General features: G+C 34.4%; 9 protein-coding genes. 1 reads left to right on the forward strand and 8 read right to left on the reverse strand.

The genetic code is table 11. From position 1 onward, the window contains the following. Window positions 1–4 precede the first annotated feature (4 nt). Window positions 5–2044 carry a nuclease domain-containing protein gene (locus K5S59_RS20865; RefSeq protein WP_120449577.1) on the forward strand — a complete coding sequence of 680 codons (2040 nt, stop codon included), beginning with the start codon at window positions 5–7 and terminating at the stop codon, window positions 2042–2044. Window positions 2045–2481: 437 nt separating this feature from the next. On the opposite strand, the gene K5S59_RS20870 is transcribed toward K5S59_RS20865, so the two are convergent. The 8 genes from K5S59_RS20870 to K5S59_RS20905 all read right to left on the reverse strand — a co-directional run bounded on the left by K5S59_RS20870 (window position 2482) and on the right by K5S59_RS20905 (window position 17010). After that, window positions 2482–4926, reverse strand: coding sequence for a restriction endonuclease-like protein (locus K5S59_RS20870; protein ID WP_120451078.1), 2445 nt, complete (start codon window positions 4924–4926; stop codon window positions 2482–2484). Then, window positions 4901–7435, reverse strand: coding sequence for an MrcB family domain-containing protein (locus K5S59_RS20875; protein WP_120449575.1), 2535 nt, complete (start codon window positions 7433–7435; stop codon window positions 4901–4903). The genes K5S59_RS20870 and K5S59_RS20875 overlap by 26 nt, the downstream gene beginning before the upstream one ends. Before the next feature lie 128 nt (window positions 7436–7563). Beyond that, window positions 7564–8508: a helix-turn-helix transcriptional regulator gene (locus tag K5S59_RS20880; RefSeq protein WP_120449573.1), complete on the reverse strand. Its 945-nt coding sequence runs from the start codon at window positions 8506–8508 to the stop codon at window positions 7564–7566. Between the two features lie 99 nt (window positions 8509–8607). Next, the gene (locus K5S59_RS20885) at window positions 8608–10998 is read right to left on the reverse strand and encodes a pPIWI_RE module domain-containing protein (RefSeq protein WP_120449571.1); all 2391 of its coding nucleotides are present in this window, start codon (window positions 10996–10998) and stop codon (window positions 8608–8610) included. 6 nt (window positions 10999–11004) lie between these two features. After that, window positions 11005–14028 carry a pPIWI_RE_Z domain-containing protein gene (locus K5S59_RS20890; RefSeq protein ID WP_236078344.1) on the reverse strand — a complete coding sequence of 1008 codons (3024 nt, stop codon included), beginning with the start codon at window positions 14026–14028 and terminating at the stop codon, window positions 11005–11007. Further along, window positions 14013–15083 carry a restriction endonuclease-related protein gene (locus K5S59_RS20895; RefSeq protein ID WP_120449567.1) on the reverse strand — a complete coding sequence of 357 codons (1071 nt, stop codon included), beginning with the start codon at window positions 15081–15083 and terminating at the stop codon, window positions 14013–14015. The genes K5S59_RS20890 and K5S59_RS20895 overlap by 16 nt, the downstream gene beginning before the upstream one ends. 281 nt (window positions 15084–15364) lie before the next feature. After that, the gene (locus K5S59_RS20900) at window positions 15365–16336 is read right to left on the reverse strand and encodes a tripartite tricarboxylate transporter substrate binding protein (protein ID WP_120449565.1); all 972 of its coding nucleotides are present in this window, start codon (window positions 16334–16336) and stop codon (window positions 15365–15367) included. Then, entirely contained in the window at window positions 16333–17010 is a 678-nt protein-coding gene (locus K5S59_RS20905; RefSeq protein WP_070168465.1) for a response regulator, read from the reverse strand. The genes K5S59_RS20900 and K5S59_RS20905 overlap by 4 nt, the downstream gene beginning before the upstream one ends. Window positions 17011–17028 lie beyond the last annotated feature (18 nt).

The raw sequence follows: 17028 nt of genomic DNA on the forward strand, positions 1-17028 counted from the left end.
CCATATGAAAATTATACATATAGTTTTAAAAGATAGTGAGATACAAGCATACGATGAACTTACTAAATCAGAAGGTATATTTCTAGCCAGTGAATATACAAAAAAAGATAAAATGACTGCTCAAATTGGCGTCATTGAGCCGGCCGCAAGTAAAGTTTTGATTGAACAATTTAAGCAACCTGTCGCTACTTTAACAAAGGACACCAAAACGAATATTTGGTACCACAAGCCATCGAAATGGTTAGCAGATGGTTTTGAACAATCAACAGATAGTATTTTTGGCATTAACGCTGGTGGTAGTTTTGATATTGTAGCATATGATGTGGACAATCTTGAACTAGCTCGAGCACAAGTAATTATTACACCTGGCACTATATCAATTAAAGAATATGCACTTATGCAACAGGAAGTACGACGTTTATTCGAGCTATTTTCCTATGATTTAGCGAGAGAAAGCATAGACAACAAAAATATCTTAAAACAAACACAAACAAAACTTTTTAATGTTTATAAACTGGAGGAAATACTGAACGAATTTAGTGATTGGTTTCTACAATTAGTGCAACAACCTGCTGAACAACTTATACATACTACAAAAAAAGTTGCGCTAATACAATTGAAAAAATGGACACCAAAAGTTATTTTAGAGCAAACACTTCGACCTGATCATAAAGTAAGAGCGAATGTTATTGAAAAATCAACAGCAATCGCGGAGCATGGAATGCTCCGCTTGATGCTTGAACAGATAAAACAACGTATAGATTGCGAATCACAGGCAGAAGAAATTTTAATAAATGAATTGACAGATGAAATGATACAGCTATCACAAGTAATTAAAGATAAAACAAATCATTTGCAAGAAGCAATTTTAGCACTACAACAAGTTGTAAAACAAGATTTAATAATACTAAAAGCACGAAAATCTATCTGGTTCCAATTAAATTCTGATGTACAAAAATGGCTAGATGAGCCACTAATGGACGTATCACCAGTAGAAATAGAAGAAACTCATGTTTTTTCTATGAACCCTGTTTATAGTGCTGTTTATGATTCCTATTTAAAGTTTAATGAATTACAGCCTAAACTGTTTGAAGCTATCCGTCCTTTTATACAGTCAATTTTAAAATCACCAACATTATACGAAATTTGGATTTTTTTAAAAATCACCCAACAACTGCACCAATGGGGCGTTAATACTGATGGATTAGTGACCGAGATTTATAAAAATCATGAACAGCATAAAGAATTCAAGCAGTTCAGAAAGCTTTTTAAACTACCTAATAATCCATTTGATATTGCACTTTATTATAATTATTCCTTCGGGAACGAAAAGAAAATATGTCCAGATTTCATCATAGCTTTCTATATCAAACAAACCAGAGAATGGTTTTACCATACACTGGATGCAAAATATAAATGTTACAGTATCAATAAACGCAGTGAACGGTTATTAGAAAAAGATTTAAAAAATTCTGCTCAGCGCTATTTAAATGTAATTAATGAATTAGCTCAAGATAACATTACAGCTCAAACAGCCACACTCATCCATACAGATATACAGGCATTAAATTGGAATTTGCAAGAGGCAAATATTAACCCTACTAAAGCTATTCATCAATATGCACATTTTCACTTTACACCTAACAATACAAAAAATTTAAACATTTATTTCAAAAGAATTTTGCATGAAGCATCACATATAGCAAATTGTTGTCCAACATGCGGCAGAGAGACGCAAGGTCAGATAAGAAATGAAATAACAGTTGGTGATAAAAAGAAGTGGAAAACAATTTATATTTGTCAGTTTGATAAAGAGGTGTGGGTGGGGAACTATTGTGGCAGATGCTTCAATAATAGACGTGGATTAATACCATACAACAGGGGCTCTATACAATGGCGAGCACGACCATTGTATAAATATGCTAAAAGTAATTACAATGTACAAGTGGATGAAGATTGGGATGTTCATTGTCCAATTTGCTATAAAAATTTTAATGGTTCTAAATGTATAAAACCATCATTATTAGATGGAAACTCTAAGTAATTGCTTCCCGCAAATTATCTTCTTCTATGAACATCCTGGCCAAATCATATCGCAGCGTGATGATCTCTTGTAAGATGACAGAGCACCGATAATCAACGTCTTCTACATAGCAGTCTTCGAAAATTCGGTTGATATTCCGAGTTTTTATCACCTTGCTCAACTATAGACAATAGCTGTGATGCTTTCTTATAGTTGAGCAATCTCTTTTTGTAACTAATAATTTAAGCTGATGGAATAGCCAACATTAAACTATCTGAACACTAATTCTTATTTTCTATTAAACTAATTAACACTTCATAGATAATTAACTCATACTAGTGTTATCCGTTCAACTACTACCTCTTTCGAAAATAAATCCTTTGCTTACTAACCAACAAATAAAAGCACCTTGCGACATCTCACTTATTTGGTCTCTTATTCATTACTTAACCCGCTTGCTACTCCCTAACATTTAATACCTCTAACACCTCCCTAAACAACACCGATCCCCTTCCAACAACCAACTCCAAAGGAACCTTTTTAACTCGCCCATCTCTCCCCACCATAACAACCCCATTCTCATAATCAACCCAAATCTGAACATCCTGCACATAATAACTTTTAATAGAAGAAGCCTCATCTAAATTACGATGATCCAACTCAACCTTAACCTGCTTCGTAAAACGGCGCAGCGTTTTCCAAAGAGTTCTTTCTTCCTTTGATTTCATGAAAAGTTCTGGGAGTTCTTGTACTTCTTTTAATAACGACATAGTTGTTATTGTGTATGTTTGAATGCCATATCCTACTGGGCGGATGAGGTGGTCTAGTTTTTTCCATGGCTCTAGTTCGAAATGTACATAGTCATCGTTTTGTTGCATTTGAATGTGTTTGATTTTGGCTACATATTGAATGCCACCTTTTTCTCCGTGCCATTTTTTCGGTGCATATAATGCTATGTACTTCGCTTCTTGCCATCCTGGTTTTAGTTGTGTAACTGGTAGATGATATACGCCATTCTTTCTATATGTTTCATAGTCACTTTCAGTTTTCACACTGCCTACTAATACTTTTTCTTCTAATGAAGAGTGCCATTCTTCTTTTGTTCCTCTTGGAAGAATGCCTTCTCTTATAATTTCTTCTGGGCTTTTTTCAATGAGATGATCTAGAAATTGTTCTACTAATCTTGTCGCGTTTGGTAAGAACGGGAAGCCACCGATATTTACTTTTTCAATACTTTTATAAAATGGATGGTTCTCATACACTTCCTCTTGGTTCCATGGGAATAATACGTATGCTCCGTAAGCTGTTCGTTCAAATGGTCCTTCTTCTTCTATTACTAGTGCGTCTCTGTAACGGTGCATTGTATTAATGTCTTCTTCCATTGGGCCAGGGGCGCCATATTTCCCTTTATAATGAGATGTTTCAGCAAAATCAATTCGATATTTCGCATCAAAAATGTATTGGTATTGATAGCTCTTTCCCTTTTTCTCTATAGCAAGCATCGTATCTGGCTTTTGTGTAACTGTTGGCAGTCGACCGTTTCTTTTTTGGAAGTAAAGTTCGATTGTCTCATCTGTTTCTGGATGTTTAAACGTTCTTTTGGCAGTTTTACTTTCATCAAGTGTTACGTATAAACCATCTTGCTTAACTTGAATAATATCTTGATGGAGCGGTATATATTTCTTTGATAAAATTTGTCCGAGTTTTAAATATGTCCAGTATTCATATAATCTAGCGACATCTTTTACCGACATTTTGAAAATTTGCCCTCGTAATGTTAAACCGCGCGATAGCATTAAGAAGATTTGATACGCGTCTCTATATCCTGCTACCATTTGGATAACGAGTGAAAAAACTGAACGATCTAATTTTCCGATTCCTCTCCAAAATGGATCGTTCAATTCATTTTTCATTCGATACTTCATATTTTTTACACGCTCCAGCAAATCTTCATCAGTTTCACCACGTGTATATCTAGATTTTGTCTCTAGCGCCTTAAGTAAATCATCTATTTTATGTACGACTCTTTGAATCATCCATTTAACAAAACGATTTTCCAGCGTATCATAAGACACTTCCTTATAAGCTGTAATGCCTTTAGTCGGTATACTGTTTTCTCCTTGCAGCAAGTGTGGTCGCTTTCGTAAATAATTCATTCCGACAGAATCCAATTTACGAATTTTTTCTCCTCGTACTAGTTGATGTCTAGTCATAAGCGTATGATGCGGTTGTCTTTTAATATGAGAGATTGACTTCATAAACCGCTCAAAGGAATCATTTAAAATACGATAGAACTCACTCTTCGATGGATTTGTAGCGTAAATTGCAGATGCTCCTAAGTAAGTTCTCTTTAGTAGATGAAACGCTAAATTATAAATTTCATCATTTACTTCATCTAATAAGGCTTTGTAATCATCCTTATAATCAAGTTTTACTGGGAAAACTTCAAATGTAACGGTTAATAAAGTTTCTTTATCATCTTTAATTTCAAACGTTGTATTTCCTACTTCATTTGGAAACGAAAGATTCCCCATTAACACATGAAGTGCTCCCATTTGAATGGAACTAACTTGTTTTCGAAATCCTGGATGTTCATGATAAAAGGAGAGCTGCTTGTTATTTTTCGGAACAACAACAAGCTGATAACTTCTATTCTCAAAAAAGATTGGTGGGTGTTCATTCCATTCGTCTAGCCTCTGCAATCTAGCATCAAATACAGAAACGGCTTCTGCCTTCCCATCTACATGAAAATACATCATTTCATCCGCGTTCATAGCATGATATTCTTTTAAACTCTCATATTTTTCATGATAAGGATTTCCTTTAATCGTCAATGATAGCTCCTCTGTTTCAATCTTAACTAGCTCTATCTCATTATTAGATCCAGAAAGAGGTGAAACCATCATACTCGAACCTCCTTAACATATGAGACAGCTTGTTAGCTGAACGAGGATACTTAGCATAAGAAGTGTCATTATTGCTACTATCATATTCTTCATTTGCACATAATACATACAACTGCTTTAATACCTCTTCTGTTCTTCCATCACTCCCTGCAAGACGCGGTAAAATCTTTTGATATATTTGATAATCAAGCGCTTCATCAAACGATAATAACTTTCCTTGTTCGTTATATGCCATATAGAAACAAATTTCATCTCGTATACGATACCCAACTTGGGCTCCAACTGATTCAAGTGTTTTATTTATTTCTATTAAAATGTTCGATATGTTTCTCACAAGATCTTCGTTTTCTTTAAAGCATTCTTTTAGATGAAGATACTCGGTTTCTAAAGAGCGATTTGAAGCAACTTCAGCTTCCTTCTCTTCTATATCCATTAAGAAATTAAAATAATCTAGGTTAACGGTATTAAACTCAATTGTATTCGCACGATCTAATACTTTCTTACTTAACGGATGTGTCGTTTCATCCATATTTACCGTTCCAATTATATATACATTTGATGGAATTGTAATATGCTTATTCGTAATTGATTCTGGAAGTACCGGTGACGTAACAATTTTTCCATCTTTCCACTTACGACTTTCAATTACACTTAAAAAGTCACTAAAGTAGTATTCCACTCGAGCTAAGTTCATCTCGTCCAATACTACAAAATACGGCCTATTTGGATTTGCATCTGCGTTTTCAAGAACTTTAATTAACGGTCTTTCTTGAAACTCCCCTTGGAGGTTCACATAACCGAGTAAATCAGAGCTATCACTCCAATCAGGTCGAACCGGAATAAGTGTAAATTGTCCATTCTCTTCCGTTGCTCCTAAACTCTCCGCAAACCACTGAACAATTTTCGTTTTTCCTGTACCTGAAATACCTGATAAAATTACAAATGGCTTTGTTTTTAATGAAAGGAAGAAATTAATAAGATCCTTTTTCTCATAAAAGAAACCTTTACTTTGAATATAAGAAGACACATGATCGATAATTGATTGTTGATCTAAATACACTTCTTTCCTTTCATAAATCGCTTCATACTTAATGTCTTTCTCTTTATAATTAATGAATCCCTCATAGTAGTGAAGCATTTCTTCTAGATCCTCTACTAACTCTTTTTCACCTGGCATTTTATTAGCATCATACGCAATATAAGCCGCTGTTGAATTTGCATATCCTTTTGCTTTTGAGCTTGTTCCTAGGAAAATCTCATCATCTTTTTTCACCTTTTGGGACATATGTATTTGCTCGCGGATCTCTTCTTTAGTTTTTTGCATATCTTCTTTAGTCGTTTCCGTTACACCTTGTCCAATGGTTAAATATAATCGTTGCATATCTTCACTAAATAAATAAACGATATAATACCCTCTCTGTGTCGATGTTGTAATATCTCTATGCATTAGCGCAATCCACGGAACTGTTGCCCAATTCCCTTTTCCAACTGACCCTATCACACTGTACTGCTTCTCATTTATAAATGGTAAACGAATAATCTCTGTTGCTATATCATTTCGGACTGTTAATCCTAATTTATGTCCTGCAAATTTTTCTGTTTTTGCATCCAAATATTCTTTCATTATCTTTAAAAAGCCTTCACGTAAACTACTATTCATATTACCGCCCTTTTCTTCACTCTTTTTTATGTATTGTTCAGCTGGAATCCATTCATTATTAATCAGCCCTACTTGTTCAAGCCAATCTAGTAAGTTACCTGTACGCCGCTTCGCTACCGATTGAACCATTAAATTATCCCCTAATGAATTTCGGACAATCGTCATTCCAAAATCAACTAGAGCTTCTTTTTTTTCATCCTTTGAATACTTTTCTAACAATCCAAGAACAAATAAAGCATGTCGGAAATATTCTTGTTTTAAAACTAGCTGCGCAATGTAAGCATTCTTCTCCTTCGATTGAACATATTCGCTTAATAGAAGCCTATTCATTTCATGGGATTCATTCAAAAAGCCCAACAATCTTAAATCCTGGCGCGCGCGTGACTTCCTACTATATAAATTTTCATCCGTTTGTTCACGTAACGTACTTGGATTATATGTACCATTTATTATCTCTTCTAAGAAGAGTATGACTTTATCATATTTTTCACTTGGTAAGTTATCTGTTTGGAATTTTTTAAATGCAATATCTCTTTCTCCATTAATATTTGTTACCTTTACAAAAGGTAATTCTGCAAATAGCGATATAAGAAAGGCATTTCGCTCCTCTTGTCGTACAAAATCGTTAACATTAACTAATTGAACATTTATTAAATCTCGCCAAAATTGTTGGATCTCTTCCTCATTCACACTAAATTCTAAATTCAACTCTTCTTCTATTCCAAATTCCCTTTCTACATATACTTCATTATTTTTTATCGTCGTAATCCAATTATATTTACTATCAATGATATGATTAATTCGCTGTTTTACCTTAATAAATTCGATCATTATTTTACCTAGCATCTTTATCCCCCATAGCTACAATTACTGTTATTTTAGCAAACTAGCACAAAACAACACATTATTTATATACTTTATTATTAATTCGATCATTATCAAATTAGCCAATACGGATGCTTTGAGGTTAATTACTAAACATTATATAACCCCAACATCTTCCGCCCCTCCTCAATAACCTCCCCCCTCATTCCTTCAGGCTTAATAACTTTCACAGAACTCCCCATACCCAAAATCCATTTCTTAACCGAACTTTCCCCACTCATTATTGCTTTGAAATTGATACTACCATCTGAATTTTGTTCTATTTTCTGCTCTTCTCCCCAAATCGATTCTGGTACAGATTTAGAAAATGGTGGATAAATAATTAACTCTACTTCTAACGTTTCATTTACTATACCTAACTTTGGACATTCTCCTTTCAGATCAAAATTTTCAGGGATGGTATATCTATCAAACAATACTTGAATATCTTTCATTCGCACTAACTTAAACTTAAGAATCTCCTGCCTATTATTACAGAAAGCTACACAATAAAAAAACTCGTTATAATGTACAATTCCATATGGCTCAATAGTACGTTCTGATTTTCTACCATTGTTATTTTCATATTTAATTCTCACTTTATTCCCTCTACTAAAAGCCTCTTGCAGTTTTAAATATTTCCTGCTTTCTTCTGAGGACTCATAATTCGGTCTAGATCGCTGAACAAAATAAATGTAACGTGCCTTATCGGCTTCAATTTTGCTAAGTGCTTTTAATTTATCGAGAGCTACTTGCGCATCATCCGAATAAATGGGATTCCCCTTAGCAACCAATTGTTCAACAGAAAATATTAAAGCTTTTAATTCCTTGGAAGACAAGTTTTTAATCGGAAATAAGGATGTATTCGAAATATAGTACCCACCATATCTTCCCCGTTCACTTTTAATATTAATATCTGCATCTTCAATGTCTTTTTTATAATCACGAACCGTTCTTGCATCTATTTTTAATTCGTATGCTAGCTCACTACTCTTCATTTTCCCTCTTGCATGTAGCAATTCAATCATACGGAGGGCCTTACTTAACTTACTCATCAATCTCTTCCTTCTCTATAAAAAAGTTGGCATAAAACTCATGCCAACTTTCTTTGAATTATTCATATTGATAAACACCCTCGCATTATGTATACAATATTAAAATACAACGGCAAGCTGTCCATCTTCTTCCAAAATTATATCATCTTCCCAATCATCTTGTTGTATATATACATCATCCTGCACAATGTATTTTTTAATAGACCTTACCGTATGCATCGGCAAAGGTAATTGCGTATGCTTTTCAAATGTAACTACCATACGTCGCAAGTAATCTACCATACATGCTAGTTCGTCCCTTTCATTTTCTTCCGCTCCTGAAACAATAATCTCAACAGCACGTTGTTGGAATATCATTTTTGTAGGTGCATCAATTTTTTTAGCGGTATTGGCAACACCTTTCATTGTGGAAGGACGTAAGCCAACGCTATAATATATACCTGTTTCATCTCGATATAAGCCCGATTTTTTATTAATATAGCTGTCTTTTTCATGGATAAAGTACTGTGGTACATCACTTGTTTGATTGATTCGAATTACACGAAGGTTCGGGAATGTAGCAAGCATGTCATCAAATTGCGTTATTTCCTCCAACTTCATTTTTGGATTAGATAATTCTGGAATCCATCCATATCTTAAAGTAGCTTCTGCAATGAAGCAAACTTGCTCGTCTGTTCTATTTAAAATATGTAATAACTCATTTACAATGAATGGTTTTAATTTTTCGTTTTCCTGGTATTTCAAGAAATTTTTATGATTATAAACATTTAAAATAGTACCGTCTAATGATCTCCACTCATTATCACCATACAATTTATATTCAAGCTTTTCTTCCTGAATTTTTGTAAGAACAGGTAAAAACTCCATCCCTCTGCCCCTTTTTATCCTCATTAATGACAGGCTTAAAATGGTTCCTTTATAATGAAACTTATTCCAATTTCGCTTTCGAAATCCTTTATCAGCCAATAGGTCTAGTATTGCTTTAAATATTCTTTCTTCCCCTGCAGTATCATACTCTAGCGGATGAATAAACTGCGTAATTCTTCCCGTAAGTGCTAGGCCTTCGCGTATTGCATGCTTCGGATCAATTTTTTTATTTTCATATGAGTCTATTTCTATTAATGATAAAGTATTCTGTTCACATCTCTCGATATTACGTACTAGAGTTTGTATATGTCTAGCAGCTGCTTTTTCTTTATACTGATCATAGTCTAAATCCTGTACAATTCCTTCCGGAGATTTCTCTACTATTTTCAAGGCCACTTCCGGCTCTGTCTTTAATAAAAAACAATTATCATCCTCTGTTTTTACTGCCAAGTCTTTTTTTACTAAAACCTCTTTCACTTTATCTGCCATATGGTGAGAACATATCTCTAATTTTAGCTCTTCTATCCCCCTAGGAGCATATAGCGGTAAAATGTGATCGTTAAATGCGGTTTTTACTTCTTTACCAGAAGACATAATTTCAAAATTTGGAAATCTATCCATAAATACATTTAATAATTCTTCTTTTTCAGGCAATCCGATCCCTCGTTGTACTTTTGTTCCCACAATTGAAAATGTACTTTCATTGTACACACACAATATTTGCTTATCTGCTTCCTCAATATATGACTTCGGATCCTTCATCACCTCGTTTAATTCTGGTAACTCTCCTAAAATTAAATCATCCAGTAATTTAAACGAATTCTGCTCCCATATTACTCCGGATTTCCCTTGTTCTATTTTCAACTTTGCAAAGGTTCTTTTTTCTTCATTAATGAACGGATTTGGAATAGAAACATATACCGTGACATTTTGCCTATTACGAATTAAATTTACTAATTTCGTTCCTTTTTGATAGTAACGTCTAATTCCAAATGATACTTTTAATAAAGGCTTATTTTCCACTCCGCGTGTAATAGCCTCAAATCGATATACGTAAGAAAAATAATCTTGTTTATTATTTTTTCTAATAGGCTCTGATATCGCTTCAAAAACTCTTCCTGATTGAATTCTATAGAACGTAACATCACTTGCTATTTCTGGTGAAACAGATAAACGAAGTGGTTCCTCACATATTTTATCCGTAACTATAGCTGGAACCCATTTGAAATGTGCATTATTATCTCCTTCAAATACGTCCTTAACACTACCATTATGCCATTTCATTTCATTATCTACTAACATAGATATTTCATTATTCTCATCAAGAACCTTAAGCCACACCTTACATACGTATTCAAATTGCTCTTGATGTAAAGGACGTTTTGTTACAATCCAAGGTCTATTTCCCATTAATGCTTGAGCATCGTTCTGAATAAATAAAATGTCAGAAAAAATAACGAACAATCTCTCCGTCAATCCTTCTAATTTCTTTTTTAATTTCCATGGTTCAGCAGGCGTTCTGAGTAAGTTAATCCAATCCTCCGGCCAATATGTATAAAAGACATTTTCTTTTTCTAATACAGACACTACATCCTTAAACGCTAATAATTGAAGTTGCTTCATTATAAATCAATCCTCTACTTTCCACATATTCTCTATACTCGTAACAAAAGGCCCATATAAAGCCATAAAAGTCTCATCATCTTTATATTTTTGCATCTTCATTCTCCAAAATTCCAGTAACGATGGTACATTAGAATTTTTATTATGGAAGCTTCCATCACAGTAATATACACGAGCATTCCTTCCACCACGTAGTAATCTACCAATCATTTGCCAAACTGGGATAAAGATAAACCAAGATAAAACTTCTCTTTCTTTTGAAGTTAACACCGCCCAAAAATCTGCTCGTTTATACATTGACTCGAAACGCCCCATACTAAGTTTGCGTAACTGCTTTATAGCCTTACCGTAATGCAGACCTCTACTTTCAATTTGATTCATAAAGACCGGAAATGCTGCATGTAACACTTGAATCATATAATTAAAGTCATTTGGTACTGGATAAGGCCTTACAAGAAAGAATACCGAGCCAAATAAAGCACCTGTACCTCCATCTAAAATATTAAAACCACGTCCGACAGACATTAACGGCACAATTAGTATTTTCTGTTCTTCTTTTCTAAACATTTCAATTTGACTCCTAGGAAAGGCGTTCTTTAATTTATCATTTTCCCGTGTTAATACACGATATTGTTTTGATAATCTCGGAATCATTTCTAATGTATTCGCAACAGTTTTAGCATCCTCATATGAATTAACTACAAGTAAAATCCGCCTGTTTTCTACTTGTAATGTTTTCAACTCAACTAACAACCTATCTTCTAAAGATGCTGTAAGTTTACTTAGATTTTCAGCCCTCTTCTGTTCACGCTTTCCTGAAATACATAGAAGTTCTCCATCTTTTTCATCAAAAGCTGGTACGTATGACTGTTTAATTTTAGAAGGAGGCAATTCCGATTGAATTAACCATTTAGGTTTCATTGCTATATCATAATGATCGGACCCTGGCGCTAAGCTTGTACCTGAAAGTAAAACAACCGCTGGACCTCTTTTCTTAAAGGCTATTTCATACATATTAGACCAGTCATATAAGAATTTTCTTCCAATCCCTGAATACTCAAGGATTTTAAAATTACCAAACTTATCATCTTCAGTTTGTTCATATCTATATCCAAACAACTTTCCAGTCATAGCATCAAGTAAAAAGGGCTTATACTGTTTTGCTTTTGTCAAAAGAGGTGATACGTCATACCCAATTCCTAATCTACTTTGCACAGCAGGATAATATGAAATTAGAAACTTAATATTGTAGTCTAAGTATGAAAAATATAGATAAAATTCTAGCAAGTCTACTGCATCACGTGTAATTTGATTATCTATTTTTAAGAGCTTAGCTACTTCTTGTAAAATTTGATTTTTATTCGATTCCCTCGCAAGTAATTGATCCAACTTACGCTTTATTTGAACGGTTTTCCTTGGATCTACAGCAAATTTCCTTAACTGTTTTTCAATTTTTCTTTGTTCCTCTTCATCTTTTGTAACTTTTTTAGATAATTCATACGCTAGCTTATTAGGAAATAACAGTTTATTTTTCAAAGAATTCCGTATTTTCGGTGTGTGACTCAATTTTGCATATAATGACCAAACAGCTTTCTCTAACTCCCGAGAATTGATTTGCCAACGCTGAATAAGCTTATCATTAGCAAACTCAGTATATCTTCCTGTAATATTATTACTCATTGCATAAAGTGACTTTTCAAAAAAAGAATTGCTATTACCAAAAGCATCGATTTCAACCGTAAATTGCTCATCGAACTGCTTTTGAACTGCATCTGCTTCATCCACAAAAATAATATCTAATAAATCATACATTGCTTCATAAATTGTTCTTTCAAGAGGATCTATAACCGCTGGAATACTAGAAGTTATTAAACTTGCAGTTGTTGCTACCCATACATCAGCATCAACTAGCTCCGTCCACTCCTTATATACACCACATGTATTAGCTAAAGGACATAAAACTGTTTTATCACCTTGATTTACAGACTTACACGGATAATAATTATTACGTTCAAAATCATTAGCTAATGCTTTTAATGTGCATGAATCCGATATAGAAACTAACGAATGAAACGTCTGTGTCAGGAACTGCGACACATCTTTAGAGGGATCTACATAACTTTCTAAAAAACGTTTTTCATGATTTGCCCGATTCCCTTTACCAATAATAGGAACCGCTTTAATACCAAGATCACGTAATTCCTGTACACGATCTAGAACTTGAAAAACGCTATTTTCAATAAAGCCCACTTTAGCTCCCTTTTCTTTTACTTGACGGTAGGTTTCTAGCATCATCCAAGTTGATTTTCCAGCTGCTAACCCTCCTGCAATATGCTGCGTTTCATGATAATCAAACGTATTTTGCTGATATACGTGGAGACTTTGAAACTTAATCCTTTTAGCACGGTCTACATAGGATTTTTTTGATATCAGCTCCATCTCAGTAGCTATATTTACCCAATTAGTATTCAAATCTGAGGAGCACTTAATTTTTTCACGATACTTCGGCAACATAGGATATTTCACTTTAATTTTTGGAATTGAACCTGTGTATTTGTGTAACATGGTTTCCACCGTCCGGGAATATGAAAAATCTCCCTCCACAGCGAATTCATAATCTTTCTCTTCTTGCTCTAATACATCAAGTATTAATTTTGCATATACCTTCGTTCTATAAGTTACTATCTGAGGGATTACTTGTACGATTTCTCCATTCTCTTCATGAAATAAACGGTATTTCTTTTCTATTTGCAAATAAGATACAAGATTGTCCCTCCATATTCTTTCATTAGAAAACTCAGCTAGCAACATTCTAAGGTTCATAACGATAGACTTATCTGTATACTTGTTTAATACCGGTTCATTATAACCAACTAGCAATGCCCATACTTCCTCAATAGGCACTTGATGATCTGCTGTTTTCCCACCGTATATAAGGAGTTCCGTTTTGATAATTTGAAGCGCTTCTTCTTTTTCTACATTGAATTCTTCAAACTGTTTTTGAAGATCATATATTAATTTGTGCTGCACAAGGTTTCCTCCTTTAAACACTTAAACAGTTCACGCTCCGTCATAATTTGTATATAGACACTGGATTTTTTGCTTAAAGAAGAACATACTAATTCTTTATAGTTAGGATTCATTTTCAATCGATAATTTGGAATAATAACATAAGCATTTTTATGATACTTCTCCAAATAACCTGAACTCTTATTATTAAAAGCATTCGCAAGCATTCTCGGCGATCTATAATCTTTTACATCTAAATCTATTAACGTATCATTTACATTAATCCTTATATCAAACTCGTCAACGTTCGGATATAATACTGCATCATACCCTTTTAGGCGTTTACATATTTTCTCTTCTATTATTCCAGTTAATAGTACATACCGTTGTATACCAGGCCGAATTCTATACACCAATTCACCCTCCGAAAATTCATACGATTCTAAACGCTCGAACGATTGAAAATGGCCACATATTTGTTCCTTATTACATCTCCAATTTCCTTTTATAAATGATACGGTCCATCCACAATGAGGGCATTTTTTATAATGATCTATGTTATGTGGAACCTGTTCATAACAACTTTCAAACAGTTGATGTAACACGTTATCTTTAATTGAAAATAATATTTTACGCAGTCGCACATATGTTAAAACTGCATTATCTGGACTAGCTATAATAGAACGAATTTTTCTATATTCCTCATCTAAACTATTGTCCCTACAATAATCTAATATCTCCTTCATTACAGATTGATCAAATTCTGCTGGAAATCTATATTCTTCAAGAAAATCCTCTATATCAATAGACAGACCAAACCCTTCAACTAAAAAAGTGGAATCACCCGGAAGTAACTTTTCTATTCCATCTATTCCCCATTTTTCAACAGGTTCGTGAAGTAACTTAATTAAATCAAAAATATTATTCGGAGGCATATTAGACTGCAACGCATTTTTCATAAACAGTAAATGCCCTTTATGCAATGTGTCAGGAATTTCGGTCCATCCCCTCTCCTCCCATTGCTCTAGCCCCTTTGCAATAAAATAAATCATTTCTTTTATTTCTCTTATTTGCAATACTCTCTCCCTTCCTTTCAATACATTTTCACAAAAAATTGAAATTGGATAAATTTCCTATGCGACAAATAAATCGTAACATTAATTGTGGCGGTATTTCCGGTAATTAAAATATTTTTCTATTTAATTTACAAAAAAGAGAGTGACTAATTGTCACTCTCTTCCTAGCTTATTACTAAAGTCTATAATTTCTTCCAACCACCCACATAAAGAATTACTACGGTTTCATCAAACTATTTATATGTGTAAAAGAAAAATCATACGCCATACCGTATGATTTACTAATTCCTATTATTCCCGACTAACTCCCCATACTCCTGACTACTCCGCTCAAGAAATATCCTACTCTCCCCACTCCCCTTATAAAAACTCTCCCACCCTCTCTCCCTCAAAATCCCCTTCCAACTATCACTCTCCACCATCTTCTTAATCACATCATCCCAATAAGCAACCTCTTCCTCCGTCATATCTTTTGGTCCCATAATCCCTTTCCAGTGCTGGAAGATGACGTTGATTCCTTGTTCTTTCCATGTTGGGATTTCTGGTAGGCGGTCTAGCCGTTTTGGTGCGGATACGGCTAGTATTTTTATTTTGCCGGCTTTGTATTGTTTTTCGGCTTCGGATAGGGTCATGGTTGCGGCGTTTATTTGTTTGTTCGTTAGGGCGTTTATGATTTTTTCTTTGTTTTCGTAGACGAAGAATTGTAGTTCGGCTGGGTTTATACCGAATGCTTTGCTTACTTGTACGAATGATAGGTGATCGTCGTTTCCTAGGCCTGGGGCAACGCCGATTTTGAAATTATTCTTGTTTTGTTTTAGTTGTTCCATGAGTTGTTTTGCGTTTACTATGTTTGATTCTTTTGATACGACAACGACTTCCCAATCTGACGCTAATGTTGCGAGCGGTGTGAAGTCTTTATATGTTAGTTTACTGTGGCCTAGTAGGTTGTTCGTTATGAGTAAGCTTGAGTTAATCGCCAGTACGTGACCGCCTTTTTGTTTCGTATATTTCCATCCGACGTCACCGCTGCCACCGACTTTGTTTGTGACTGTGATTGGTTTTGTGAAGATTTTTTCTTCTGTTAGCGTTTTTTGCATCGCTCGTGCCGTTAAGTCCCATCCCGCTCCTTGAACGTTTGGCGCAACGATTTCTACTTTGTCGATGTTCACTTTATTCTTGTGCGTTTTTTCTACGGAACAACCAGCTATTACTCCTGTTATGATCCATATACATAGTAATAATCGTTTTTTCATAGTCCTCGCCCTATTCGATATTTTCGTTCTGGTCGTCCGATAATGCCGTATGTGTACTCTACTGTGCATTCATTTGTCGCTACTAAGTATTCTAAATATCTTCTTGCGGTCGTTCTGGAGGCCCCCATTTGTTCTCCCATTTCTTCTATTGTAATGCCCTCTTCGAATCCTTTTATAATGCCTTTCACTTTTTGCAGTGTTAACGGATCGACACCTGTCGGTAAATTTTTTATGTCTTGTGTTTGCGAGGTACCGAAGAAGTTATCGATGAGTGCTTGATTTATTTCATTGTTACTATGTAATAGTTGCTTCTTTCTTTTATACTCTTCAATTGTGCGAACGAATTTTTCTAACGTGACCGGTTTTATAAGATAGTTGCTTACACCATTTCGAATCGCTTTTTCTAGCATATGGTTTTCATTTGCCGCCGTAACCATAATGACGTCAACATTTGGAAAGTCAGCATGGATTTTCGGTAATAAGTCTGTTCCAATTCCGTCTGGTAAGTAATTATCTAATAGAAGTAAATCGATTTCTTCCCTTTGTAGTAATTCCATCGTTTCTTTCGCGTTCAATGCTTTTCCAATCACTTTTACGTCCTTTATTTTTAATAAAAACTCCTCTTGAATTTGCGCGACGCGGAAATCATCTTCTGCAATTGCAACCTTCAACATATGCCCATCCCCCTGTTT

This window comes from Bacillus sp. BML-BC051 (assembly GCF_019656175.1).
GTDB lineage: Bacteria > Bacillota > Bacilli > Bacillales > Bacillaceae_G > Bacillus_A > Bacillus_A mobilis.

Bases quoted from the DNA above. Each gene is read 5' to 3' on its own strand.
- K5S59_RS20865 (WP_120449577.1), top strand. From the start codon at position 5: ATGAAAATTATACATATAGTTTTAAAAGATAGTGAGATACAAGCATAC.
- K5S59_RS20870 (WP_120451078.1), bottom strand. From the start codon at position 4,926: ATGGTTTCACCTCTTTCTGGATCTAATAATGAGATAGAGCTAGTTAAG.
- K5S59_RS20875 (WP_120449575.1), bottom strand. From the start codon at position 7,435: ATGCTAGGTAAAATAATGATCGAATTTATTAAGGTAAAACAGCGAATT.
- K5S59_RS20880 (WP_120449573.1), bottom strand. From the start codon at position 8,508: ATGAGTAAGTTAAGTAAGGCCCTCCGTATGATTGAATTGCTACATGCA.
- K5S59_RS20885 (WP_120449571.1), bottom strand. From the start codon at position 10,998: ATGAAGCAACTTCAATTATTAGCGTTTAAGGATGTAGTGTCTGTATTA.
- K5S59_RS20900 (WP_120449565.1), bottom strand. From the start codon at position 16,336: ATGAAAAAACGATTATTACTATGTATATGGATCATAACAGGAGTAATA.
- K5S59_RS20905 (WP_070168465.1), bottom strand. From the start codon at position 17,010: ATGTTGAAGGTTGCAATTGCAGAAGATGATTTCCGCGTCGCGCAAATT.